General features: G+C 68.4%; 17 protein-coding genes. 12 read left to right on the top strand and 5 right to left on the bottom strand.

Annotated features, from left to right (window positions below; translation table 11 throughout):
* Positions 1 to 2 precede the first annotated feature (2 nt).
* The 4 genes from ACZ7MF_RS09350 to ACZ7MF_RS09335 are packed head-to-tail and all read left to right on the top strand — an operon-like array spanning position 3 to position 9,048.
* Complete coding sequence (locus tag ACZ7MF_RS09350) at positions 3 to 2,951, top strand: helicase-related protein (protein ID WP_471475506.1); 2,949 nt, start codon at positions 3 to 5, stop codon at positions 2,949 to 2,951.
* Positions 2,951 to 6,982, top strand: a complete 4,032-nt coding sequence (locus tag ACZ7MF_RS09345; RefSeq protein ID WP_471475505.1) for an Eco57I restriction-modification methylase domain-containing protein — start codon at positions 2,951 to 2,953, stop codon at positions 6,980 to 6,982. Before ACZ7MF_RS09350 ends, ACZ7MF_RS09345 begins: the two co-directional genes overlap by 1 nt.
* Before the next feature lie 10 nt (positions 6,983 to 6,992).
* The gene (locus ACZ7MF_RS09340) at positions 6,993 to 8,435 is read left to right on the top strand and encodes an ATP synthase subunit B family protein (protein WP_471475504.1); all 1,443 of its coding nucleotides are present in this window, start codon (positions 6,993 to 6,995) and stop codon (positions 8,433 to 8,435) included.
* Positions 8,436 to 8,490: 55 nt separating this feature from the next.
* Positions 8,491 to 9,048 (top strand): hypothetical protein, encoded by a 558-nt coding sequence (locus ACZ7MF_RS09335; RefSeq protein WP_471475503.1) that lies wholly within the window; start codon positions 8,491 to 8,493, stop codon positions 9,046 to 9,048.
* A 47-nt stretch (positions 9,049 to 9,095) separates the two neighbouring features.
* Here ACZ7MF_RS09335 and ACZ7MF_RS09330 read toward each other — a convergent pair whose 3' ends face one another.
* The 4 genes from ACZ7MF_RS09330 to ACZ7MF_RS09315 form a co-directional block, all read right to left on the bottom strand.
* Positions 9,096 to 9,281 (bottom strand): DUF397 domain-containing protein, encoded by a 186-nt coding sequence (locus ACZ7MF_RS09330; RefSeq protein WP_471475501.1) that lies wholly within the window; start codon positions 9,279 to 9,281, stop codon positions 9,096 to 9,098.
* Entirely contained in the window at positions 9,278 to 9,472 is a 195-nt protein-coding gene (locus tag ACZ7MF_RS09325) for a Scr1 family TA system antitoxin-like transcriptional regulator (protein WP_471477203.1), read from the bottom strand. Before ACZ7MF_RS09325 ends, ACZ7MF_RS09330 begins: the two co-directional genes overlap by 4 nt.
* A complete protein-coding gene (locus ACZ7MF_RS09320) occupies positions 9,387 to 10,139 on the bottom strand; it encodes a helix-turn-helix domain-containing protein (RefSeq protein ID WP_471475500.1) in 753 nt (250 codons plus the stop codon). Before ACZ7MF_RS09320 ends, ACZ7MF_RS09325 begins: the two co-directional genes overlap by 86 nt.
* Before the next feature lie 158 nt (positions 10,140 to 10,297).
* Positions 10,298 to 10,849: an RICIN domain-containing protein gene (locus ACZ7MF_RS09315; RefSeq protein WP_271154750.1), complete on the bottom strand. Its 552-nt coding sequence runs from the start codon at positions 10,847 to 10,849 to the stop codon at positions 10,298 to 10,300.
* Between the two features lie 524 nt (positions 10,850 to 11,373).
* Between ACZ7MF_RS09315 and ACZ7MF_RS09310 the strand changes: the two genes are divergently transcribed.
* The 3 genes from ACZ7MF_RS09310 to ACZ7MF_RS09300 are packed head-to-tail and all read left to right on the top strand — an operon-like array spanning position 11,374 to position 16,299.
* Positions 11,374 to 11,595: a hypothetical protein gene (locus ACZ7MF_RS09310; RefSeq protein ID WP_471475499.1), complete on the top strand. Its 222-nt coding sequence runs from the start codon at positions 11,374 to 11,376 to the stop codon at positions 11,593 to 11,595.
* The gene (locus ACZ7MF_RS09305; RefSeq protein ID WP_471475497.1) at positions 11,592 to 14,609 is read left to right on the top strand and encodes a GTPase; all 3,018 of its coding nucleotides are present in this window, start codon (positions 11,592 to 11,594) and stop codon (positions 14,607 to 14,609) included. Before ACZ7MF_RS09310 ends, ACZ7MF_RS09305 begins: the two co-directional genes overlap by 4 nt.
* Complete coding sequence (locus ACZ7MF_RS09300; RefSeq protein WP_471475496.1) at positions 14,587 to 16,299, top strand: GTPase; 1,713 nt, start codon at positions 14,587 to 14,589, stop codon at positions 16,297 to 16,299. Before ACZ7MF_RS09305 ends, ACZ7MF_RS09300 begins: the two co-directional genes overlap by 23 nt.
* Before the next feature lie 187 nt (positions 16,300 to 16,486).
* Here ACZ7MF_RS09300 and ACZ7MF_RS09295 read toward each other — a convergent pair whose 3' ends face one another.
* Positions 16,487 to 17,047, bottom strand: coding sequence for a hypothetical protein (locus ACZ7MF_RS09295; protein WP_471475495.1), 561 nt, complete (start codon positions 17,045 to 17,047; stop codon positions 16,487 to 16,489).
* Positions 17,048 to 17,268: 221 nt separating this feature from the next.
* Here ACZ7MF_RS09295 and ACZ7MF_RS09290 point away from each other — a divergent pair, with 221 nt between their 5' ends.
* The 5 genes from ACZ7MF_RS09290 (at position 17,269) to ACZ7MF_RS09270 (ending at position 23,444) form a co-directional block, all read left to right on the top strand.
* Positions 17,269 to 17,409 (top strand): hypothetical protein, encoded by a 141-nt coding sequence (locus ACZ7MF_RS09290; RefSeq protein WP_471475493.1) that lies wholly within the window; start codon positions 17,269 to 17,271, stop codon positions 17,407 to 17,409.
* A gap of 176 nt (positions 17,410 to 17,585) precedes the next feature.
* Positions 17,586 to 18,041, top strand: coding sequence for an ATP-binding protein (locus ACZ7MF_RS09285; RefSeq protein WP_471475492.1), 456 nt, complete (start codon positions 17,586 to 17,588; stop codon positions 18,039 to 18,041).
* A gap of 568 nt (positions 18,042 to 18,609) precedes the next feature.
* Positions 18,610 to 21,027 (top strand): AAA family ATPase, encoded by a 2,418-nt coding sequence (locus ACZ7MF_RS09280; RefSeq protein ID WP_471475491.1) that lies wholly within the window; start codon positions 18,610 to 18,612, stop codon positions 21,025 to 21,027.
* Positions 21,024 to 21,401 (top strand): hypothetical protein, encoded by a 378-nt coding sequence (locus ACZ7MF_RS09275; RefSeq protein ID WP_471475489.1) that lies wholly within the window; start codon positions 21,024 to 21,026, stop codon positions 21,399 to 21,401. The genes ACZ7MF_RS09280 and ACZ7MF_RS09275 overlap by 4 nt, the downstream gene beginning before the upstream one ends.
* 228 nt (positions 21,402 to 21,629) lie before the next feature.
* Positions 21,630 to 23,444, top strand: coding sequence for a DUF4357 domain-containing protein (locus ACZ7MF_RS09270; protein WP_471475488.1), 1,815 nt, complete (start codon positions 21,630 to 21,632; stop codon positions 23,442 to 23,444).
* The last annotated feature ends 4 nt before the right edge of the window (positions 23,445 to 23,448 follow it).

Here is a 23,448-nt window from a genome sequence, read left to right as displayed (position 1 = left end):
ACATGGCACTCACGTACTCCGCCGGCTCCCTGGTGAAGGCGCGCGGCCGCGAATGGGTGGTACTCCCCGAAAGCAAGCCCGACCTGCTCGTGCTGCGCCCCCTCGGCGGCTCGGACGACGACGTCGCCGCCGTCTTCCCGGTGTTCGAGACGGTCGAGGAGGCCCGTTTCGCCGCTCCCGAACCGACCGACCTCGGCGACCAGCGTGCCGCCGGCCTGCTCCGCACCGCCCTGCGAGTCGGCTTCCGCTCGGGCGCGGGCCCGTTCCGCTCACTGGCCGGAATCGCGGTGGAGCCCCGTGCGTACCAGCTGGTCCCGCTGCTGATGGCGCTGCGTCAGAAGACGGTCCGCATGCTGATCTCCGACGACGTCGGCATCGGCAAGACGGTCGAGTCGGGCCTGATCGCGAGCGAACTGCTCGCGCAGGGCGAGGCGACGGGCCTGGCGGTCCTGTGCTCCCCCGCCCTGGCGGAGCAGTGGCAGCAGGAACTGCGCAGCAAGTTCGGCATCGACGCGGAACTGGTCCTGTCCTCCACGGTCACCCGTCTTGAGCGGGGCCTCGACCTGGGCCAGTCCCTCTTCGACCGCTACCCGCATGTCATCGTGTCCACGGACTTCATCAAGTCCACCCGCCACCGCGACGACTTCGTACGGCACTGTCCCGATCTGGTGATCGTCGACGAGGCCCACACCTGCGTGGCCGCCGACGACACCAGGACCGGCACCCAGAACCAGCTGCGCTACGAGCTGTTGCGCCGGGTGGCCGAGGACCCGGACCGGCACCTGCTCCTGGTGACGGCGACCCCGCACAGCGGCAAGGAGTCCGCGTTCCGCAACCTGCTGGGCCTGGTCAAGCCCGAACTGGCCGCCGTGGACCTGGAGTCGGAGGCGGGCAGGAAGCTGCTGGCCCAGCACTTCGTGGCCCGCAAGCGCGCGGACGTCCGTCGGTACCTCACCAGGGCGGACGGTCTGGCCGACGACTCGCTCGCCGAGCGCACCGCGTTCCCCTCGGACCGCTACTTCAAGGACGAGACGTACAAGCTGTCCCCGGAGTACCGGGCCCTGCTGGACGACGCGATCGCGTACGCGAGTGAGCGTGTGGAGGAGGCGGACGGCCGGGGCCGCCGCGAGGCCCGTATCGCCTGGTGGTCGGCGATCGCTCTGCTGCGCTCGCTGGTGTCGTCTCCGAGGGCGGCGTCGCAGACCCTGCGGACGCGGTCGGCTGCGGCGGTCGCGGCGTCGGCGGAGGAGGCTGACAAGCTCGGCGCCCCGCTCAACAGCGACGCGGCGGACAGCGACTCGATGGAGGGCATGGACGTCGCACCGGGCGCGGAGACCGCGGAGGACGACACGCGCTCGCGGCTGGCGGAGCTCGCCGACCGGGCGGCGGAGCTGGAGGGCCCGGCGCAGGACCTCAAGCTGAAGGCCCTGATCAAGCACCTCAAGTCACTGCTGGCCGACGGCTACCACCCGATCGTCTTCTGCCGCTACATCCCCACGGCCAAGTACCTGGCCGAGCAGCTCGCAAACGACCCCGAGTCGAAGAAGCGCGGCCCGCTCGGCGCGAAGACCGTCGTCAAGGCGGTCACGGGCGAGCTCTCGCCCCAGCAGCGCATCGACAACATCGAGGCGCTGGCGACGGAGGCCGGCGAGGAGGCCGCCGCGCGCCGCGTCCTGATCGCCACGGACTGCCTGTCGGAGGGCGTGAACCTCCAGCACCACTTCGACGCGGTGATCCACTACGACCTGGCCTGGAACCCGACCCGCCACGACCAGCGCGAGGGCCGCGTCGACCGCTACGGCCAGCGCCGTGACGAGGTCCGTGTCATCACCCTGTACGGCGACGACAACGGCATCGACGGCAAGGTCCTCGAGGTGCTGATCAAGAAGCACCGCCAGATCAAGAAGGACCTGGGCATCTCGGTGTCCGTCCCCGACGAGCTGTCGACGGGCGTGACGGACGCGATCGTCGAGTGGCTGCTCATGCGCGGCCGTGAGGACGACGGCGCGCTGTTCGGCGCGGACGCGTTCAAAGTGAGCACGGCGAAGCTGGACAGCGACTGGAACTCGGCGGCGGAGCGCGAGACGGCCTCCCGTTCCCGGTTCGCACAGCGCTCGATCCACCCGGAGGAGGTGGCCCGCGAGGTCGCGGCGGTCCGGGAGGCGCTGGGCGGTACGGGAGAGGTGGAGACGTTCGTCCGCGAGTCCCTGGCCGCTCTCGGCGCGGTGCTGCGGGATGCCGGTGAGACGACGTCCGACTTCACCGCACAGGTGGGCGGCACACCGGCGGGCTTGAGGGACGCCTTGGCGACGGCCGTGGGCGCGGAGGTGATCGAGCGCGACCGTCCGATCCCGTTCCGGAACGATCCGGCCGTGGCGCGGGGCGAGGTCGCGCTGGTACGGACGGACCCGGTGGTGGGCGCGTTGGCGTCCCACGTCCTGAACTCGGCCCTGGACACCGAGGCGGACGGCGCCCGCCCGGCACGCCGTTGCGGCGTGGTGACGACGGACGCGGTGTCGACCCGTACGACACTGCTGCTGGTCCGCTACCGCTTCCACCTGACGCTACCGTCGCGGAGCGGCGAGAAGCAGCTCGTGGCGGAGGACGCGCGCCTGCTCGCCTTCGAAGGCTCCCCGAAGAACGCGGTGTGGCTGCCGCAGGAACGCGCGGCAGCGCTGTTGGGCGCGACGGCGTCCGAGAACACGGACCCGCACTTCGGCGAACGCATGATGAAACGCGTCCTCGACCAGCTCCCCGAGACGACCGGCCACCTGGAGTCGTACGGCGACGAACTGGCCGCCGAACTGGACGCCTCGCACCGCCGGGTCCGCCAGGCCTCCGGCGAGATCGTCCGCGGCCTGTCGGTGACGGCCCAGAAGCCGGCCGATGTCCTGGGCGCGTACCTCTACCTCCCCGCCAACCCCGCTGCTGCCTCTGGAGCGTCCGCCTGATGTCCGCCACGACCCGCCACCAGGTGTTCACCGCGGTCCACACGGTCGGAGGTCTACTCCCCTCCGACATGCTGCTGCGTATCTCCGAGGGCAAGGACGTCCCGGGCTCGAAGCCCGCTGACTACGGCCTGCCGTCGTCCCGCTCGGTCCGCGACGAGGCGGAACGCAGCTGGGAGTATCTGAAGCCCCTCTGGCGCGACCTGCGCAAGCACCTCTCCGAGGACCGGGAGACGGGCCTGCCCGCCAGCGATCCCACGGGCCGCGCGGTCGCCGACTGGCTGGCCCCGCTGTGGCGGGAGCTGGGCTTCGGCCGCCTGACGCCGATCGGCACGGAGGGCGTCACGGCCGACTCGGACACGGAGAAGCACTTTCAGGTCTCGCACCGCTGGCAGCACGCGCTCATCCACCAGACCCCGTGGAACGCCAACCTGGACAAGCGTCCCGGCGGCGCGGGCACGGTGCCGCCGCAATCGATGCTCCAGGAGTGCCTGAACCGGACCGAGGCCCACCTGTGGGGGCTGCTGACCAACGGCCGCCAGGTGCGCCTGCTGCGCGACTCCAGCGCGCTGGCGACGGCGTCGTACGTCGAGTTCGACCTGGAGGCGATCTTCGACGGCGAGCTGTTCAGCGAGTTCGTCCTGCTCTACCGGCTCCTGCACGTCTCTCGTTTCGAGATCGCGGAGGACGCGGCACCGTCGACGTGCTGGCTGGAGAAGTGGCGTACGGAGGCGATCGCACAGGGCACGCGCGCCCTGGACCAGCTCAGGAAGGGCGTCCAGCGGGCGATCACGACACTCGGCACGGGCTTCCTGAAGCACCCGGCCAACCGCGAGCTGCGCGAGACCGTGGACGTCAAGACCTTCCACTACGGGCTCCTGCGCATGGTCTACCGCCTACTGTTCCTGTTCGTCGCAGAGGACCGGGAGGTCCTGCTGTCCCCGTTGGCGGAGGAGTCGGCGAAGGATCGCTACAAGACGTACTTCTCGTCGGCCCGCCTGCGCCGGCACGCCCACCGTCGCCGGGGCACGGCACACGGCGACTTGTACCGTGCGCTGCGCTTCGTCCTGTCGGGTCTGGGCAACGACGACGGCCTCCCGGAGCTGGGCCTGCCCGGCCTGGGCGGCATCTTCGACGACACGGAGGCGGACAAGGTCCTGCACAGCCTGTCCCTGTCGAACGAGCCCCTGCTGGAGGCGGTACGGGCGCTGTCGATCGTGCGGGACACCGCCAGCAAGCGCAACCGGGTGGTCGACTACCGCCACCTGGACGCGGAGGAACTGGGCTCCATCTACGAGTCCCTGCTGGAGCTGGTCCCACAGCACAACGCGACGGAGCGCACCTTCGAACTGGTCGAGCTGGCGGGCAACGCGAGGAAGACGACGGGTTCGTACTACACCCCGTCGTCGCTGATCGAGTGCTTGCTGGACTCGGCGCTGGACCCGGTGATCGACGATGCGGTGAAGCGGGGGGAGATCCGGGCAACGCGCTCGGGCGAGCCGGACGCCCGCGATGCGATCGAGAGCGAACTGCTTTCGCTGACGGTCTGCGACCCGGCCTGTGGCTCCGGTCACTTCCTGGTGGCCGCAGCGCGGCGCATCGCAAAGCGGCTGGCCGCGGTACGGGAGCAGAACCCGGAGCCGACGCTCGACGCTGTACGGCACGCCCTGCACGAGGTCGTGGCGCGGTGCATCTATGGAGTCGACCTGAACCCGATGGCCGTCGAGCTCGCCAAGGTGTCCCTGTGGCTGGAGGCCCTGGAACCGGGCAAGCCGCTGGGCTTCCTCGACGCCCACATCAAACACGGCAACGCCCTGATCGGAGCCACACCGGCGCTGCTGGCAAAGGGCATCCCTGACGACGCGTTCAAGCCGATCGAGGGCGACGACAAGAAGGTCGCGTCCGCCATCAAGAAGCGCAACGCGGCGGAGCGCGGCGGCCAACTGAGCTTCCACACGGAGGAGCGCATCTGGGTGTCCAACGCGGCCTTCGCGGCCAGCCTGCGCGACATCACTGCGGCTCGGGCCAACACCTTGCGCGACGTCCGCCTCCAGTCGAGCCGCTTCCGCGAACTGGAGCAGTCGGCGGAGTACCTCCGCGCCCTGCACATCGGCGACGCCTGGTGCGCGGCCTTCATGTGGCCCAAGGTCCAGGGCGCGCCGACCCCGGTGACGGAGGGCGTCTTCCGGGATCTCCAGAGCGCGGGCGCTGGCATTCCGGTGAGCACGAACGAGGAGATCATTCGCCTCGGGGAGCAGCACAAGTTCTTCCACTGGCACCTGGAGTTCCCGGAGGTCTTCGCGGTCTCCAAGGCTGCGGACGACGACATGGATCCGTCCGTGGGGTGGGCCGGCGGCTTCTCCTGCGTACTGGGAAATCCGCCGTGGGAGCGCATCAAGCTCCAGGAACAGGAGTTCTTCGCCCAGCGCGACACGGAGATCGCCAACGCCCCGAACGCCGCTGCCCGCAAACGGCTCATCGCAGCCCTGCCGCAGACGAACCCTGACCTGTTCGCCGAGTTCACAGCAGCCAAGCGCCAAGCTGAGGGCGAGAGCCAATTCCTGCGCTTGTCCCTGCGTTACCCGCTCACCGGCCGGGGTGACATCAACACGTACGCCGTCTTCAGCGAAACGGACCGCACGATCACAGGGTCACACGGCCGCATGGGCATCATCGTGCCGACAGGCATCGCAACGGACGCCACGACGCAGCACTTCTTCAAGGACCTGGTGCAGAACGAATCAATCGCGGCGCTGTACGACTTCGAGAACGCAGCACCACTCTTCCCGGGCGTCCATCGCTCATTCAAGTTCAGCATCCTATCCCTCACCGGCCGCGCCATGCGCGAACGAGCCGCCCGATTCGCCTTCTTCCTCCACGACCCGTCGGAACTGGACGCCGCAGATAAGGCGTTCACTCTCACGCCCGAGGAGATCACCCTCCTCAATCCCAACACGGGCACCTGCCCGGTCTTCCGATCCCGCCGCGACGCCGAGATCACCCTCGGTATCTACCGTCGCGTCCCAGTACTCATCAAGGAAGACGACCCGAACGGCAACCCGTGGGGCGTGTCGTTCATGCGTATGTTCGACATGTCCAACGACTCGCACCTCTTTCGGACTCGCGAGGAGTTGGAGGGTGAGGGTTGGCAGCTTAGGGGCAACGTCTTCACCCTGAACGGGGTCCGCATGCTGCCGCTCTATCAGGGCATGATGGGCTCGTTCTTCGACCATCGTGCGGCGTCCGTGGCACGCAGCTCCACGGCGACGAAACGGCTGAACCAGCCCGCTCCGTCTGCACCGGACGACTACGCCCGTCCCGATTTCGCGCCCATACCCAGTGCCTGGGTCGCGGAACGCGAGATCCCGCACGTGCCCAACGGATGGCAGATGGCTTTCTCATCCATCACAGCACCGACCAACGAACGCAGCTTCACGCCGTACGCCCTTCCCGTCGCCGCCGTCGGAAACAGCGCGCCAGTCATGCGATTCAGCAGTCCGGGCAAGGCGCTCCCCTCCCTGCTGGCGAATCTCTCGTCCTTCGTTCTGGACTACGTGGCTCGCCTGAAGATCGGTGGCACGAACTTCAACTACTTCTACGTCAACCAGTTTCCCGTCCTAAGCCCTGACCAACTCGCACCCCACCTGCCTTTCGTCAAGTCGCGTGTACTGGAACTCACGTATACCGCTTACGACATGGGTTCTTTCGCCGCCGACCAGGGCGAAAACGGTGCCCCCTTTCGCTGGGACGAAGCACGCCGCGAGGCGATCCGTGCCGAGTTGGACGCGCTCTTCTTCCACCTCTACGGGATCTCCCGAGAAGACACCGAATACACCCTCGACACCTTCCCCATAGTCCGCCGCAAGGACGAGGCCAAGTACGGCACCTACCGCACCAAGGACCTGATCCTCGCCGAATACGACCGCATGGCCGCGGCCGGCGTCAGCCTTGAGAACCCGTTGGTGGACGGCAAGAACTACACCTTCACCCTCACCCCGCCCCCGGGCTACGGCCCTCGACACCCCGCCCGCTGAGAGCACTCCCTTGATCGACAGCACGTCCGCGCGGCGGGACGGGTCCACTCCCGTCCCGCCGGCCACCGCCCCCTCCCCCTCCGCAATCCGCGCAGAGCGCCGCCAACTCATCGAGTCCATCCGCGCTCTCCGCCGCCTCCTCGACAAGCGACCTGCCTTCGAGGTCTCCCACCAGCAACGCCTCAACCGCGAGGCACGGGACCGCAACCGAGCCGAGGCGGTCCACGGCAAGGCCCTTCAGCGCATCCACGAGCGACAGGCACGCCAGGAAGCCTCACTCAACCAACAGCTCAACGGCCTGGACGGCAAGCGCGAGAGTCAGGAGACTCGCGCCCTGGCCGTCCTGCGCCGTGAGTCCATCGAGCGCACGCTCAGCCGCACGTACCTCACCTCAAGCGAGGTGAACGGCATCGGCAAGGGACTCATCCGCGACCTCGCAGCCCACGGCATCCGTACAGCCGCCGACTTCGAGCGCGTCAGTTGGGGCAAGGCACCCAACGGCAAGGGCGGCGACGTCCTCTACATTCACCGCACCAAGGGCGCCAAGGTCCACATCAACGGCATCGGCCAGCACCGCGGCCGTCCCCTCCTGGAGTGGCGTCAGTCCGTCCTTACCCGCGCAGAGGCCCGCGCCCCCCGCCAGTTGCCCCCGGACGAACGCCACCGCATCGCCGAGATCATCGATGCCGAACGCGTCCGCCTGCGAAAGGAGCTGGCAGAGGCCCCGCGAGCAGCAGACAAGGCGCGCAAGGAAGCCACCCAACTGCAGACCGAAACCCTCAGCCGCCTCACCACCGCCGAAGAAGAGGCCAGTCGGCACGCTGCCGTGCGCAGGGCTGAATTCGATGCCATGGCCGAGAAGCTGCTCGACCTCCAAGCACAACTGTCAGCTCGCATGGACACGTACGGCGATATCGGCCGCCGCCTCCGCCGCGCGCAGCACCGTGCCCTGCGGCCGATCCCCCAGGCACCGCCGCTCTCCGGCATCCCGTCCCCCCGCACTGCGGGAGATGCCCCGGTCCAGGTCAGCCTCACCAAGGTCACCGACCGGACCAGTGAGGCCCACCCCGTTCCCGGCACCCGGGCGCACCCCGCATGGCTGGTCCCGATTCTCTACTTCACGCTCACCACCGTCGTCGGCGTCGGCGAACTCGGAGACAACACAGCTTCCCTCTCCCTGATGATCACGTCCCGTCTCATGGCCTTCGCAGCCACCGCGGAGCTCCTGCGCCTGTGGGTGCCCCGCATCCGCTGGCGTACCGCAAGCCCCATGCCGTCCGGAACCGGCTGGCAGACCTCCGGGGTGTTCCTCGGCCTCACCGCCGCAGGCATGTTCGCGGACGAGCACTCGGACGTTTTCAGAGCCGCCTGCGTCGTGTCCGTCCTCGCCGGATTGTGCTTGCTGGCGGGAACGGGCCTGCGCATCGGCAAGGACACCACCACATCCGCCTGACCAACCAACGACCTGCGTCACTCGCAGTGCGCATCACCCTCGAACGGAGCGCCTCATGACCGACAACCCGCCCGAGAGACCGGCTGCCACGCCCGTCCCGCCCCCGCTTCCTACGGCACCGCCCGCACTCACCACCACAGGACGCCGTCCGGGCAAGCGCACCCTGACAGTCGCCGCAGCCGTCGCGGTACTCCTCGCCGCTGGTGGCGTCACCTGGTGGGCCCTGGGCACCGGCGACGACGCGATGGACCACGTCGAAGTCTCGGGCGGCAAGCTCGTCGTCGAGGACAGCGACGACGAGTACTGCGACGACACCGACGCCTACTCGTTCAACGACTGCGACGCGGACAACGACGAGACGTACGAGTTCGTCTACAAGATCAGCAATGAGGGCGACGGCCCCGCCAACTACGCCGTGGTCGTCAACGCCTTCGACGAGGAGGGCGACTTCGTCGGCCAGACCTTCATCAGTTCGACTCACCTGGCGGCCGGCAAGACCGACGCCGACAAGGGTGAGTTCACCGAGTACAGCGAGTTCGCGGACAAGCGCGAGCTGTCCGACATAGCGTCCGTGAAGGTCGCCCACGTCGAACGCCTCGCCCTGGCCAACTGAGCCGACCCATCAGGTCCCGGCGGTCTTCGCGGCCACCGGGACACAGGTCACACCTCGGTGACGAACCCCACGAAGCGCGACCATCCCTCACGTCCCACGGTGAAGGGCGGGCGCCGTACGTCCTTGGAGTCCCGCACATGGATGACCTGCTCGGTGAGGGCGACTTCAACGCAACTGTCACCCTGCGCACTGCTGTAGCTGGACTTGAACCAGTCGAGTTCAGACGGCCTCATAGCGCTCCTCGCATCCGCTCCAGCAGGCCCCGAGAGTCGTTCGGGGCGAGGGCCTGCGAGCGCAGTCTCGCATAGCGCATCTGGAGCGTGCTGACCTGTTTCGGGTCAGCAATCAGACGGCCGGTTCCCCTGTCCTTCTGCATAGCCGCGCCAGCTTCCGTCCGGTGTCTCCAGCAACTGAAGCGGCCCAGCCGTGCAGGAGTGATACTCGCTGTCGGCCGGCATGATCTGAAGAGTTACGTTCCTCGGTGTAACGGCGTCAAGCACATAATCGATCAGACCGCGCGTCACGTCCGCCCCACCCAAACGCCTCATGAACACGGACTCTTCCACGATGAAGTCGAAGGCTGTGTTGGGCCGCTCATGCAGCAAACGCTGACGCTCCAGGCGCGCCTGCACGGTGGCTTCAAGATCTTCGTCAGACAGGGGCGGGACGTCGTTCTCGCAGAGAGCCCGCATGTACCCCTCCGACTGCAACAACCCCGGCACCAACCGGCACTCATACGTACACAGACTCACGGCCACCCGCTCCAGCTTCGCCCACCGCCGGAACCACACCGCCAGCCCCGCCTCCCCCCGCGTCAGAAACCGCGCCGAGTGCCGCAACGCCCCCGTGTTCCCCAACGCCTCCTCCGCCCGCTCCACGAAGGACGCGTCCGGCATCCGCCGCCCCAACTCCACTGACTCCACCGTGCGCTTGGAGAACCGAACCATCTCACCGAACTGCACCCGGCTCAGCCCCGCATGCTCACGCAACGCCTGGACGACGGCTCCGAACGTCCGCAGACTGTCCGACGGCCCCGGCTCCCGCTCACACTCCCCGCCCGGCACCGCCGGCCCTACGTGGTCGGTCGTCATTCGAGGCCCACCTCCAGGTGCACACGCGCCAGTTGCCTGGCCGAGAACACCCAGAATGACCGACTCGAATTCGTACGTTCCACCGAACATGTCCGTACGGCGACTCAGCGTACGGAGTGGAATGGACTGTGAGCACTCGCCCCTACCCGCCGGGAAGATCAGGCACCGTCTTCCGGTACCACGAACGGCATGGCCAGCAACCACTGCTGATTGCCCCCGCCGTGTGGCTCCCAGAACACGGGCTTCGTTCTGGCCTCGGCCTCGTGAGGGCAGTCCAACGCATGACCCGTTCCCGCGTTGATGATGCGATGGGCCCGGAGCCCAGGAGCAGCGGAGACGTGCCACCGCTGCCAGGCCGCACCGTTGTCGTTACGCCCCCGCATGCGGACGTGGTCGCCGAGCCCGGCCGCTTGGCCGTCCAGCAGCAGGTTGTTGCTCGCGGAGATGATGTGCACCTCACGTCCATGGCCGGACGCCTCCAGGTACCACAACTGATGGGGCTGCCCGTGCGGTCCCCAAAGGTGCGGCACACTGCCGTCTCCGCTGTGAAACGCAGTGTCGAGTGCCAGCCCGCTGCTCGCAGAGATGAGCAGGAACGGGCCGGTCGGTTCACGTCGACGGCGCTTGAAGAAGGCTCCTACGTCATTCGTACCGATCTTCAGAAACGGAAGACTGATCTCAGCACTGACCTGACGGTCCCTCGGAGGCATGCCCGCCATCCTATTGAGCCGGCGCATGGTCGGCAGTGAGTCGCCGAAAGATGACGCCGCCGGTTCTCCCAGGCGTTCTGAACCGTCCTCGCAGCCCTCAGATGGTGGTCACGGTTCCTCGATCGGCAACGGGACGGGCTTGGCGCCGACCTTGGGGACGGAACGATGCCGGGCAACGAGCAGATGGAAGCGTCACAGGGTTGAGCCGCCATCACGTCGGCCGACGGAAAGCCGGTGCAGTACGAGGCACCAGGAGTTCGCCCCAGCCGACAGGCACCTGATCACACGGTAGTCAGCGCAGACGAGCCTCGGAGAGCGGGAACCAGAAGTGTATTGACGCTGTCAACACGTGATCACCTGCCATGCGTGAACATAACCGTGTACCGTGAGGGCCGCATCACCACCTGTTCTGGCACGACGGGCCGTGCGGCAGCAGGTCAGGGGGCGTGTTCCGTTTCGGACCGCGAAAACCGCGAGAACCGCGCAAGCATCGACAGCGCGAGAAGCGGAGATGGGGGGCGGCTGTGAGCCAGGAGCTCGTCGACAGTGGACTCCGCATTGGGCGCGCCACCAGCAGGGGCAGCACGCGGAAGGCCCACCGCGCCACGGTCCTGCGCCTCCCCGATAACTTCCCCGGCCGCGCGGCCGCCATGACGACGATCCCGCACGACCGTACCGCCGGTCTGGCCGCCGTCCGTGCGAAGAGCGTGGTCCGGCACCCCTGTCCCCACGAGGAGCGGCAGTGACCGAAGTCCCCGGAGGCACGAGCCCCCGAACCGAGATCCTGGCCCTCCTACTCGAGCCGCTGGGGGTCGACGCCATGGCCGGACAGGCCGCGCTCCGGCGGCTCGCCGAGAACGTGGACGCGGTGGCGCAGGAGCACGGGTGTGCCGTTCTGCCCGCATACGGGAGCACGCTTCCGTGGGTCTCGGACGCCGTGTCGGCGTGCGTCGAGGAGCACGAGCTGGCCGGTATGGCGGCGGCCCCCGAAGAGGCCAGGGCTCTGCGGGAGTTGACGCGGGTCGACGGAGCACGGTCGCACCTTCCGGCCCTTGAGGGTGTCCCGGTGGAGGCGCTGCGGACGGACCGCGTGTCGGTGACGACCGCGGAACGACTGATACCCAAGGCCCTTGAACCGTACTGTCGTGCGGATCAGGCCTGGCCCGAAGAGGTCTGGCGCTCGATCGTCGACGCCGACGGCGGGACCGACGTCGACGTCACTCTGGCCGACCTGAACCGCCCCCGCGCCACCCGTCGGGCGGCGGCCGCGCGGGAGCTCGTGCTCCAGCACAGCGTCTCGGCGGCCCAGGATCTGCAGAACCGGGAGCTGGCGGCGCGGCTTGAGAAGGTACGGGACTTCGTCGCGGCGCGGAAGGCGTACGACGCGTTCCTCTCCACACGGCCGGCATGGTGGCGCTGGCTCGGGCCGGACGCGTCCTCCGGGTTCAGGTCGGACCGGCGTGACGCCCTGGTGTGGGCGCTCACGGCCCGCGACACCGGCGCCCTGTCGGGGAGCGCTCTGGAACTGCTCGCAAGGGACGCCTGCCGGGCCGTGCTCGCACACGCGCCGGGTCCGACATCGGCACTGGCAGTGCCCGCCCCTCCCGCCTCCACCACGTCCCCGGTCCTACCGCCGTCGGCCACAAGTTCGGCCGCACGGCTCGCCTCGGGGCTCCTCGCGGTCGGCTCCCGACACGATGCCGGCCGGCTGCGCGCTCTCGAGTCCTGGTACGGGAAGAACATCGCGCTGTTCGATCGTGTGGCGGCGGCCATGGACCTTCGGGAGAGCGAGCCCGGGCTCCGCGAGGCTCTCGACCCCCTGGTCGGCGAACTCGCCCTGCTGCCCGGAGCGGTGGACACGAGCCGCTCGGACTACCGCGCCGTCCAGGCCGTTCTCCGGGCCGAGGTCGAGGACCTCCGGCTGCAAACGGGGCGGACGGGGCACTCCGAGCACGTCGTGGAGAGCGAGGGACTCGTCAGGGTCATTGGCCGCGTCGGAACGGTCGAGCGCGAACTTCTCGATGCCATGCGGCCTCTGCCCGCCGTCCGGGGCAGGCTGCTCGTGGCCGTCGCCGGAAGAACCAAGTCCGGGAAGACCACACTCCGCAAGGCCCTGACGCGTGACGCGGACCGGTCCGGGATCGGGCAAGGAGCCCACCGCACCACACAGAAGACCTCCGCGTTCGACGTCGGCTCCGTGACCTACCTGGACACGCCCGGCTTCGCCGCGAAGGACGACGACTTCGACGCGCAGCACGCGCGGGCGGCGTGCGACAGCGCCGACGCGGTCGTCTGGAACTACGCGGACACGATGCGCGACGAGGAGGCCGCGGAGTTCCGACGGCTTCTCCACTCGGGGAAACCGCTGCTGGCCGTCATAAATGTGAAGAAGAAGGTCGACGAGCCCGTCCTCCTCACGATCTTCGCCAATTCCCCGGACAGGGAGTTCAGAAGGGCGTCGGAGCACGCCGCTCGCATCGAACGGGTCGCCCGCGCGGCCGGGGCCGCCCCGCCCGTCATCCTCGCGGTCCACACCGGTGCCGCGCACGAGTCACTGTCCGCGGACGATCGCGAGTTGGGCGACAAGGCCATGCGGGCAAGCAGACTTCTCGAACTGGAGCTGGCCCTCTCCCAGCTCCTGGCAGAGCGAGCGATTCCCCTTCGTGCCGTACGGCTGGCCGAGGACGTGCGACGGCCGCTCGCCGCCTTCCACGACCGGACGGCCGAAGAACTCCCGCGGACCGGTCTCGCACTCGACAAACTGGAACGCTCGGTGCCGGGTGAACGGGCCGCACTGCTAGAAGCGTTCCGGACCGCGGGCCGCGAGGCGCAGGAACGCCTCGTAGCCGAACGTCACCGGGCCCGGGAGCGGTTGCCGGAAACGGTCCGGAACCTGGGCGGGGAGGACCACGCACAGCGGTGGAGCGACTTCCTCACCGAACTGGAGTGGGACGGTCTGATCCTCGCGCTTGAGGACGAACTCGTGCGGCGAGCGGGGGAACGGGGCCGGACGCTGCGTGCACCGGCGAGCGCCCCGGAGCGACAGGACGACGAGCACCCGCGCGTGGAACCGCACCCCACCTCGAAGATCGCTTCAGCCGCCGTCAAGGGGGCGGCCACCACCCTTCTGAACTCGTTCTCCACCGAGGGTCTCTCCAAGGGACTCACCAAGGTGTTCTCCAAGAAACTGGCCGCCTCCGCCACCACCACCGCTGCCTCCGCTCCCGTCACCGCGGCGCTCTACGCGACGGATGCCCTGGTCGGAGCAATGAAAGCGGTGAGCAACGAGATCGACCGCGCGCGGCAGGCGAAGGAGGAGTGGACCAGAACGGCCACGGAAGTGGCCGAGACCTGCCTCGATGATCTGTTCGATTGGGTCGACGCCCGGCTGGCGATGGTCCTCGATGACGCGACGGCCCAGGTCGAGGCCCAGTTCGCGGCAGAGACGGCGGGCATCGGCAGCACCCGCGAGCGGTTCGAACGGCTCGGCCGACTGCAGTCGTCCGTGCGGTCCGCCCTCGACACGATCGACCTCACCCTGGCACGCCGGCTGCTGGCTCTCGCCGGCGGGGATCCGGCGGCCGTCCGCCGAGCACGCCGGACGCCGGGGGTCGAACTCCGCGTCTGGACCGATACGTCCCACGTCGCGGACGTGCGGGCACACCTGCACAAGCACCTCGTGGATGTCCTCACCGAGCGGATCGAGGTCCGCCCGGATTCAAGAAGCGGAGAAGGCGATGGGACTGCGGACGACGGCTGACGGGGGGCCGAGCGCCCCCGTGCTGGCCCTGAGTTCACGGGCCGAGGAGGTTCTGAACGCCCACCCGCGCACCCGGGACCTGACATCCTCCCTGCCCCGCACGGACACGGGCCCGCTTCGGATCGCGCTCCTGGGCCCGTACAGCTCCGGGAAGTCGACACTCATCGCCGCACTCCTCCAACTCCCGGCTGCGGAGGTCGAGAAACTCGTCGACGCGGCACCCAAGACACTGGAGGAGACGCCGTACCCGTGGAACGGCATGACCCTGGTCGACCTGCCCGGAACGCTGTCGGGCGACGACTCGCACCGTGCCTCGGCCGAACGGGGTGTGCGCGGCGCAGACGCGCTGATGATCGTGACGACGAGCGAACTGCCGGGCGAGGCGGAGACGGAGGCCATTGTCCGGGCCCTCGACGCCGACGGTTTCGCCGACCGAAGTGTGGTCGTCGTCAACAAGATGAACGCCGAGAACAGCGACCGCGAGGTCATTCTCGACGAGATACGCAAACGGCTCGGCCCCTTCGCCGAGCGCGTCCCGATCGTCCCGACCGACGCCCGCGACTACCTCGACACGAGCAACGATGTCGACCTCACGGACGATGAGCGGGAGTTGCTGGCTTCCGGGAGCGGTATCGACGCTCTCACCACCGAGTTGCGGAGAATCGTCGCTCCCGGGGTCAGCGGTGTACGTCCCAGGGCGCAGGCGTACGAACTCCTCCGGGTTCTGGCGGACGCCGAGGAGATGTGGCACCTGCACGGCGAGGACCTCGACGCCGTGCGGACCACAGAGAAGGTCGAGGCGTCGCTCTCCCGCGCGAGGGAGGGCGTGCTGAAGGCCCTGGAGAGGGAGAGCGAGGTCCTCGCCGTCAGGATCAGAACAGAAGGGGGCCGGATCGCCGACAGCGTCTCTGAGAAGAACGGCACCGTCCCGACCGGCATCGCGACCGACGTCGCCGGAAAGCTGGTCGATTCCCACACCGACTTCGACATCAGCTTCTCCTCTTCGATCAGGGCGGCGTACGACGCGCTGACCGCCGAGTTCGGAGAGGTCGTACCGGAGCCGGAGGAGTGGGTGAACGACGTCAACCCGCCCGAGGCGAATCCCGCCACGCCCACGAAGTCACCTCTCGAAGAGGCGGTCAAGAAGGCGGCGGAGAAGGCCGCGAAGCAGGGGGCCGGGAAGCTGTCCGAGTGGCTCAGGAAGATCGCGACCGACAAAGAGAAGGCAGCCGCCGTAGCGGACTGGCTCAACAAGAACAAGGTGGGCCAGAAGCTGCTCGACTCCGGCGGGAAGGTCACCAACGGCGCCAAGAAGTTCAAGCCGTGGGGCAAGGTCAACGCGACCAACAAGGTCTCCAGCTGGGCCGGAAAGGCCCAGTGGGCACCGGTGGTCATGGGCCCCGCCCTGGACGCGGTCCTCATCATCAAGGGCCAGAGCAATCGGATGGCAGTGGACAAACACCGGAAGGAAATCCGGGACCATTTCGCCCACGTGGCGCTCCAGCAGCGGGACGGCCTGGTCGACGCCGGCGCAGCGCACCTGCGCGAGTGGATCGCCGATGTGGAAGACGCACTGGGCGATCTCACCCGTCCAGGCGGACAGATCGGCGCCACCCGCGAGGCGGCGCTGAAAGAGATCGGAAGTCTGCGCGACGCGACCAAAAAGCTCATCGAGCAGGCAGCAGTCTGACCCGGCTCCAATTGAGTCCTGAAATCAACCGCCGCTCCGACCTGCACACCAGCGCCCCTCTATGCCGACAACGGTGCCAGCAGAGCAGCAGGCATAACGGTTCCTCAAGTCTCGATCACGCTGAGGCGAAGCCTTTCGGACTGCCCATCCATCGGTCCGCGAAGGCCGGTCACCGGTGGGGGTACGCTCAGCAGTCGGAGAAGTTCCAGAACATGCCGACCTCGGTGTCCGAGACGACGATCAGGCCGCAGTCCTCCGTGTAGAGGCTGAGCGGGCTGTACGCACAACTCGACGACGTGAAGTCGAGCGTGCCACGCACATGGCCGGGCATGTTGACATTGGTGTGATAATGGGCCCCGTCCCCGTAACGCGCGAGGATCGTGCGCGTCATGTCCCGCAGTTCGTCCTCGCTCTCCGCGAAGCGTTTCAGATTAGACAAGGGGCAGCAGTCGTCGGTGAGGGCCAGTAGCAGGTTCTCGGCACTGTTCCGGTCGATCTCCTGAAGGCGCGGCGCCACGTAGTCGCGGGAGTGGACGGCGAAGGGGTGGGTAAGGGAGGTCTCCCGCTCCGGCATCTGGGCCGCGTCGTCGAGACCGGACCAGCCTCGTGGGTCCGGTACGCGCGCCATCAGCGCGAGTACGTCAAGGACCCAGTCCTCGTGGCGGCGCGGGCCCGTGGCGTCGTACGGGTACGCGTCCTCGTACAGGTGACGTACCGCGGCTTCCCAGGATTCCTGGTCGACGGACATGGAATGTCAACTCTCTTTCGGTAGCGGTCACAGGACAAGCGACCTAACCTGCAACTTTTCAATCAATTTGTACGACCCCGACACGGGAGCCTGACTGGGCAAGATCGAGTGGCACCCGTGGCGAGAAGCTCTGGGTCTACGACACGAAGAACGACGGTGACACCTTCTACGCGCAGGTCGAGTACGTCACGGCTACCGGCACGCTGCCCACGGGACCCGTGGTGTCAGCGCCCGGAACGTCCGCCGCCGTCGAGTACACGACATACGACTACAACCTCAGTGAGGGCGCGGGGCACATGCTCTTCGTCTACGACGACGCCGGCAAGGGCGACTACATCGGCGGCGCCGGCGTCACCACCTGACGCCATGACTGGCGAGTCGCGGGCCACCCTGGCGTGCGTATCACGCAGCGCGGTCGCCAGTCCGCACTCGCAGGAGTGCTGTATCCGCGTACAACGCGCAAAGGGCGACCGTACGACAACCGTGCGTACGCGGGTCACCCCTGGCACACGCCCTCCGCGCCCGCCACCGTGGTCCCATGAGCACAAGCATCCCCCGGCTCCCCGCCGCCACGCGGACGTTCACGCTGCAGTTCTCGTCCACCCGGCGCGGTGCCCGTCTTGCCCGTCTGCTCACCTACGAGCAGCTGCGGAGCTGGAAGGTGTCACCCGGAGTCGCCGACCGCGCGGAGCAGATCGTCGCGGAGCTGGCCGCCAATGCGGCGCTGCACGGCCGGGTCCAGGACCGCGACTTCCGCCTCACCCTCGCCAACGACTCGGCCACCGGCGTCCTGCGCGTCGCGATCACTGACGCCCGCGGGGACCAGCTGCCCCCTCCCGTGGCGGATTTCGTCAGGCCGCCGGACGACGAGTCGGGGCGAGGGCTGCTCATCGTCGCCGCCCTCGCCAACCGGTGGGGCAGCGATCCGTATCCACCGAGCGGAAAGACCGTCTGGGCCGAGTGCGACTTCCGAGCGGCTGGTCACGCCGATTGAGGTACGTCCCCGCCAACTCGCGATCAAGCCAGCAACTGAATCCCCGTCGCCCAGCACCCAGTCACCACCTACCAGTTCCTCGGCAGCTATTCCCATCAGGACTTCTTCGATGAGTACGCCTCCCACAGCGAAGCCGTCGACGACTACCTGGCAGGAGCCTCCCAGGGCGACCGGAAGCAAACTCGACAGGGACATCACCAGCCTGCTGGCTCTGGCCGGCACCGAGGGAGAACTGAAGCAGGCCGTCTCGATCCTGGGCATGGAAGTGTCGCCCCCCCCAGCAGGAACTGACCTGCAGCGATGGCTGAGGGACGTGCACGGCATCGTCTCCCGCTACCCGGGGGTATGAGCGCGGCGGCGCTGTTCATCGACCTTCGCGCCACACAGCGTGGCAGTACCAGGCCCCTCCCCGTCGCTCGTACACCAGTTTGGTGTAGGTACACAACGTCGAATCGCCAATAGGCCAGAACACGTTGACGACGCTAACAAGCTACCGTCATGCTTACGGTGCGAACAGTGCATCAGTCAGAGTTTGCTCTCTCCTCGCACCGAACAAGGGAAATCGACCATGCTCGACCAGTCCCCCACGTCCCTGCGGACCCTCCTCCTCGATCGTCTGAGTCACTCCGGACTCACCCCGGAAGTGCAGGCACTGCTCAGCGAGCTGTTCCCTGAGGACCGGGCCAAGGACACCGGCGGACGGACCGGGCCTGTGCATCTCCGGTCCATCACCGCAGCAGGCTGGCGAGGTATCGGTCCGCGGACGATGCTCGAACTGCCGCCGGGGCCGGGCCTTGTCGTCGTCGCCGGCCCCAACGGCTCCGGAAAATCGAGCTTCGCCGAAGCCGCCGAGACCGCGATCACGGGTCACAACTCCCGGTGGGAGGGCCGCCGGGCCGGTGACTGGCAGAGGGGCTGGCGCAACCTGCACAGTCCCGATGTGACACCGGAGGTCAGCGTGGAGTTGGTCGTCGGCGACCGGTCCGAGGTCGTCACCGTGCGGCGCACCTGGCACGGCACCAAGGTCGACGACGCACGTACCGAGGTCCGGGGTGCGGACGGCTCCGAGCGGAAGCTGGGGGAGGTCCTGGACGCCGATGTGCTGGACCTCGCCCGGCCGTTCCTGCCGTACAGCGAGCTCGGTTCGATGATCAACGGCACGCTCGGCAACCTGCACGACGCCTTCTTCAAGCTCCTCGGGCTCGAGCTGCTCGCCGAGTTCGATGGCCGGGTCATGGCTGCCGCGAGCGAGTGCGAGAAGGTCATCAGGCACGCGGACTCGCTCACTGGCGGGGTTCTCGAGGAGCTGGCCTCGCTCGACGACCCCAGGGCGCGTGAGGCGTCGCAGGCGCTGTCGGGGGCCAAGCCGGACCTCGGCCGGGTGCGCGCGCTGCTGGAGAGCCGCACCCCGGCCGCGGAGGGCGAGTTGGCCCGGCTGCGGCAGTACGCGAGTCTCGCAGGACCGGATCTGCGAGAGGTCCACGGCACGGTGACCCGGCTTCGGGACGCGGCCGCGGCAGCCGAGGAAGTGCGCCACGGCAACGCCGAGGAGGCGCGCCGCCTGGCCGGCCTGCTGGAGTCGGCCTTGGAGCACCGGCGTCGCTCGCAGAGTACGGACTGCCCGGTCTGCGGCGCGGAGGAGCGGCTCGACCGGGCCTGGGCCGAGCAGGCACGGGCCGAGGTGGAGCGACTGCGGACGGAGGCCGTGGCGGCCGAGGCCGCCCGCAAGGCCGCCACAGTAGCGGTCCGGGCCGTACATGATCTCGTACAGCCGGTCCCCGTATGGCTGCGTGGGGAAACGTCGCCGCTGGCGTCGGTGTGGCAGGAGTGGGCCCGTTGCCGGGACGTCACACACCCCAGGGAACTCGCTGACCGTGTCGAGCATGCCGCGGCTGCACTGGACGAAGCCTGTCGGCAGGTGCGGGAGGAGGCCGCGCTGCGGCTCGCGGAGCACGACGGGGTCTGGCGGCCGGCGGCCGTACGGCTCGCCGAGTGGCTCGGTGCGGCGGAGGCGGCCGAGACGGCGCGCGACCGGCGCAGGCATGCCCGCAAGGCGCGGACCTGGTTGCGGCCCATCATCGACGAACTGCGCGACGAGCGCCTGCGTCCGTTCGCGCAGCGCTCTCAGGAGGTGTGGCAGAAGCTGTGCGAGCACAGTAGCGTCGTGCTCGGATCCGTGACGCTCGCGGGTACTCCCGGGCGTGGCAAGGTCGAACTCGGCGTCTCCGTGGACGACATGCAAGCCCCCGCCTACAGCGTGATGAGCCAGGGAGAGCTTCACTCTCTGGCGCTCTCGCTGTTCCTTCCCCGCGCCACCCATGAAGCCAGCCCCTTCGGTTTCCTCGTCATTGACGACCCGGTGCAGTCGATGGACCCCGAGAAGGTCGAGGGACTGGCACGAGTGCTGGACGCCTACGCCAGGAACCGCCAGGTCGTCGTCTTCACCCACGACACCCGGCTCCAGCAAGCCATCGTCCACCTGGGCATCAAGGCGACCGTTCTGCGCGTCACCCGGCAAACCGACTCGGTGGTGGGCGTGGAGCCACTCACCGATCCGGTCGAGCAGGCGCTGGCGGAAGCGCGCGCAGTCTCGCACGACCGTGGAATCCCCCAGGATGTTGCGGAACACGTCCTGCCCGCCATGTGCCGGGTGGCGGTGGAAGCCGCCTGTCTGGAGGCCGCGCGGCGCACGCTGCGTGACGAGCGGGGGTTGAGCCTGCGGGCGATCGAGGAGCGTGTCGCCTCGCTGGACCGCACGAAGTCATACGTGGCACTGGCCCTGCTCGGCGACGAGCGGCAGCATGCTCGTGAGGCGGTCGAGGGGGTCTGCGTGGGAGGCTGGGCATTGGTGGAGGCCTTCAACGCCGGGGCGCACTCGCCTCTTCCTCGTGTCGACGACCGCACGGACCTCGTACGTCGCACCACGGCACTGGCGACGGCGATCCGCAGGGGTACCGGGGCCCGGCAGATCGGAGGTGCTCGATGAGCACCTCTCCCGAAACCCTCGTGACCGCTGCCAGCAAGCTCCTGCTGCCCGAGCCAGGAACCGTCCACACGCTGGCTCCGGGCCTGCGCGCCCGTGCCGCGGCGGTGCTGCTGCGCATGGCACTGGACATGGCCCTGGACGCGTACTGGCTGCGAGTCACTCCGTCGATGACGCGGATCGGCAAGCATCGCATGCTCTGCCTGGAGTGGTACGCGGGTCACGACACCGCCCGCAGGTGCCGCACCACTTGGACGTCGCTGAGCGCAGCCTGCCACTACCGCAGCTATGAGCTGCCGCCGGCCCCGGCGGAGATCCGGGCCCGATTGCTCGAAGTCACCGGTCTCCTCGTTGCACTCGCCTCCGAGGACGCGTGAGCACCCCTCGCTGTGCGTCTCGTGTCTCGGATCGGCTCGTAGAGTGGCCGATCCGACAGCAACGACCCGGCGACGAACCAGCGAACCTCGCGCCGCAGATCGAACGTCGTGCTCCCTCCCGGAGTCAGCTGAGTCAGCAGGGCGATGGCGCACGAGACCGGACGCCCATCAGGTTGCGAGGCTCCGGTCCTGCATAGTGTTGCATCTGAATTTTCTGTGGGGGGAACGATGACGGCCAATGGGGAACAGGCACGGTACCCGGAGTTCCGGCTCCGGCTGCCCAACGGCGGACCGTACGCGCGAGGACGGGTGCTCCCCTCGAAGGGGATGAACGGCAGTCCGCAGTTCCTGGTGCTGGCCGGTTCACCGGTGCGGCGGGAGGCGCTGCCGGGCACCGGGTCCTACGCAACGGCCCAGCGTGAGGCGCTGGTCGAGGAGGGCGCCATCCGGGAGTCGGAGCGCTGGCCGGGCTACCTGGAGACGTCACAGGACATCGAGTGCAACTCGCCGTCCGCCGCCGCGTCGATCGTGGCGGGACGCGGCTCGGACGCCCTGACCGAGTGGCGCACGGAGGAGGACTTCCCGCTCGTCGACTACCTCGGACACTCCTGGCGTCCGCCCCGCAAGGCCTGGCTGGTGCGGGGGTCCAACGTGGCGGGACGGGACCTGGTGAAGCGCCTGTGGCTGTCCGACGGGCTGGTCACCCTTCCGGCGACGCACCTGCCGTTGATCGACGAGAGCGATCCCACCAAGAGCGCACTGCGCCGATACGTCCAGGAGGGGTACGACGCCACCACCTCCTACAGCCAGAAGCAGGCGATGGTCGACGAGCTGCACTACTTCCTCACGCAGATGCGCCCCGGCGACACCGTCTGCACCATTTCGGGAGGACTGCTCCACGTCGGTCTCATCGACGGCGGTGCGGAACGGGTCGACTCCGAGGGCGGGCTCACCAGCCTGCGCCGCGGGACCACGTGGCGGCGCGACGGTGTGCCGTACGACCAGTTGCCGGAGGCCTTGCAGCAGAAGCTGTCCGTGCAGCACGACGTCGTCGACCTCACCGCCGTGCTTCCCCTCCTCGACGGTCTGGGGCGGAGCGACGCGGAGCTGGCCGAGGAGGCGGGGGCGGCGGATCGCGACCCGACCACGGAGGTGCCGGCCATCGTCGCCCGCCGCGACCCGGAGTTGCCCGAGCCCACGGATGATCTGGCCGCCGAGCTGCTCGTGCACGACACGGCATGGCTGCGCGAGGTGCGTGACCTGCTCGCCGACGAGCGCCAACTGGTGTTCTACGGCCCTCCCGGCACCGGCAAGACGTACCTGGCACTGAAGCTCGCCGAGTTTCTGGGCGGTGGTCCCGAGCAGGTCAAGCTGGTGCAGTTCCATCCTTCGTACGCCTACGAGGACTTCTTCGAGGGGTTTCGGCCGAAGGAGGACGTGGAGACCCGCAAGGTCGACTTCCGGCTCACCGCGGGCCCCCTGCGGGAGCTCGCGGACCTCGCGTCCCGGGAGGGCAACCGGCACGTCCCGCATTTCCTGGTCATCGACGAGATCAACCGCGCCAACCTCGCGAAGGTCTTCGGTGAGCTGTACTTCCTGCTGGAGTACCGGAACAAGTCGGTGCGTCTCACGTACTCCGGTGACGACTTCGCGCTGCCGCCCAACCTGTTCGTCATCGGCACCATGAACACCGCGGACCGGTCGATCGCCCTCGTCGACTCCGCCATGCGGCGGCGGTTCGCGTTCGTGGAGTTGTCGCCGCGCACCGAGCCGACGAAGGGGCTGCTGCGGCGCTGGCTGGAGCGGGAGGGCAGAGATCGTGAACCGGCTGATCTGCTCGACGCGCTCAACTTTCGTATCGATGACGCCGACTTCCGCGTCGGGCCCTCCTACCTGATGAAGAAGGGTGTCTTCCGGGAGGGCGGACTCGAGCGGACCTGGCGGACGAAGATCCTGCCGTTGCTGGAGGAACACCACTACGGGGAGGGTATGGACGTCGAGGCCCGGTACGGGGTTGCCGCTCTGCGAGAGACGCTGAGATGACGAC

The organism is Streptomyces sp. NPDC111628 (genome assembly GCF_055635195.1).
Note: the sequence above shows the minus strand (reverse complement) of the source record. Positions and strands in the feature narration are given on the sequence as shown.

What these genes read in the sequence shown, in the direction of transcription:
- ACZ7MF_RS09275 (WP_471475489.1), top strand. Translation starts at nt 21,024, where the DNA reads ATGAGCACCTCTCCCGAAACCCTCGTGACCGCTGCCAGCAAGCTCCTG.
- ACZ7MF_RS09285 (WP_471475492.1), top strand. Translation starts at nt 17,586, where the DNA reads ATGAGCACAAGCATCCCCCGGCTCCCCGCCGCCACGCGGACGTTCACG.
- ACZ7MF_RS09315 (WP_271154750.1), bottom strand. Translation starts at nt 10,849, where the DNA reads ATGCCTCCGAGGGACCGTCAGGTCAGTGCTGAGATCAGTCTTCCGTTT.
- ACZ7MF_RS09320 (WP_471475500.1), bottom strand. Translation starts at nt 10,139, where the DNA reads ATGACGACCGACCACGTAGGGCCGGCGGTGCCGGGCGGGGAGTGTGAG.
- ACZ7MF_RS09300 (WP_471475496.1), top strand. Translation starts at nt 14,587, where the DNA reads ATGGGACTGCGGACGACGGCTGACGGGGGGCCGAGCGCCCCCGTGCTG.
- ACZ7MF_RS09295 (WP_471475495.1), bottom strand. Translation starts at nt 17,047, where the DNA reads ATGTCCGTCGACCAGGAATCCTGGGAAGCCGCGGTACGTCACCTGTAC.
- ACZ7MF_RS09330 (WP_471475501.1), bottom strand. Translation starts at nt 9,281, where the DNA reads ATGAGGCCGTCTGAACTCGACTGGTTCAAGTCCAGCTACAGCAGTGCG.
- ACZ7MF_RS09345 (WP_471475505.1), top strand. Translation starts at nt 2,951, where the DNA reads ATGTCCGCCACGACCCGCCACCAGGTGTTCACCGCGGTCCACACGGTC.
- ACZ7MF_RS09280 (WP_471475491.1), top strand. Translation starts at nt 18,610, where the DNA reads ATGCTCGACCAGTCCCCCACGTCCCTGCGGACCCTCCTCCTCGATCGT.
- ACZ7MF_RS09270 (WP_471475488.1), top strand. Translation starts at nt 21,630, where the DNA reads ATGACGGCCAATGGGGAACAGGCACGGTACCCGGAGTTCCGGCTCCGG.
- ACZ7MF_RS09350 (WP_471475506.1), top strand. Translation starts at nt 3, where the DNA reads ATGGCACTCACGTACTCCGCCGGCTCCCTGGTGAAGGCGCGCGGCCGC.
- ACZ7MF_RS09335 (WP_471475503.1), top strand. Translation starts at nt 8,491, where the DNA reads ATGACCGACAACCCGCCCGAGAGACCGGCTGCCACGCCCGTCCCGCCC.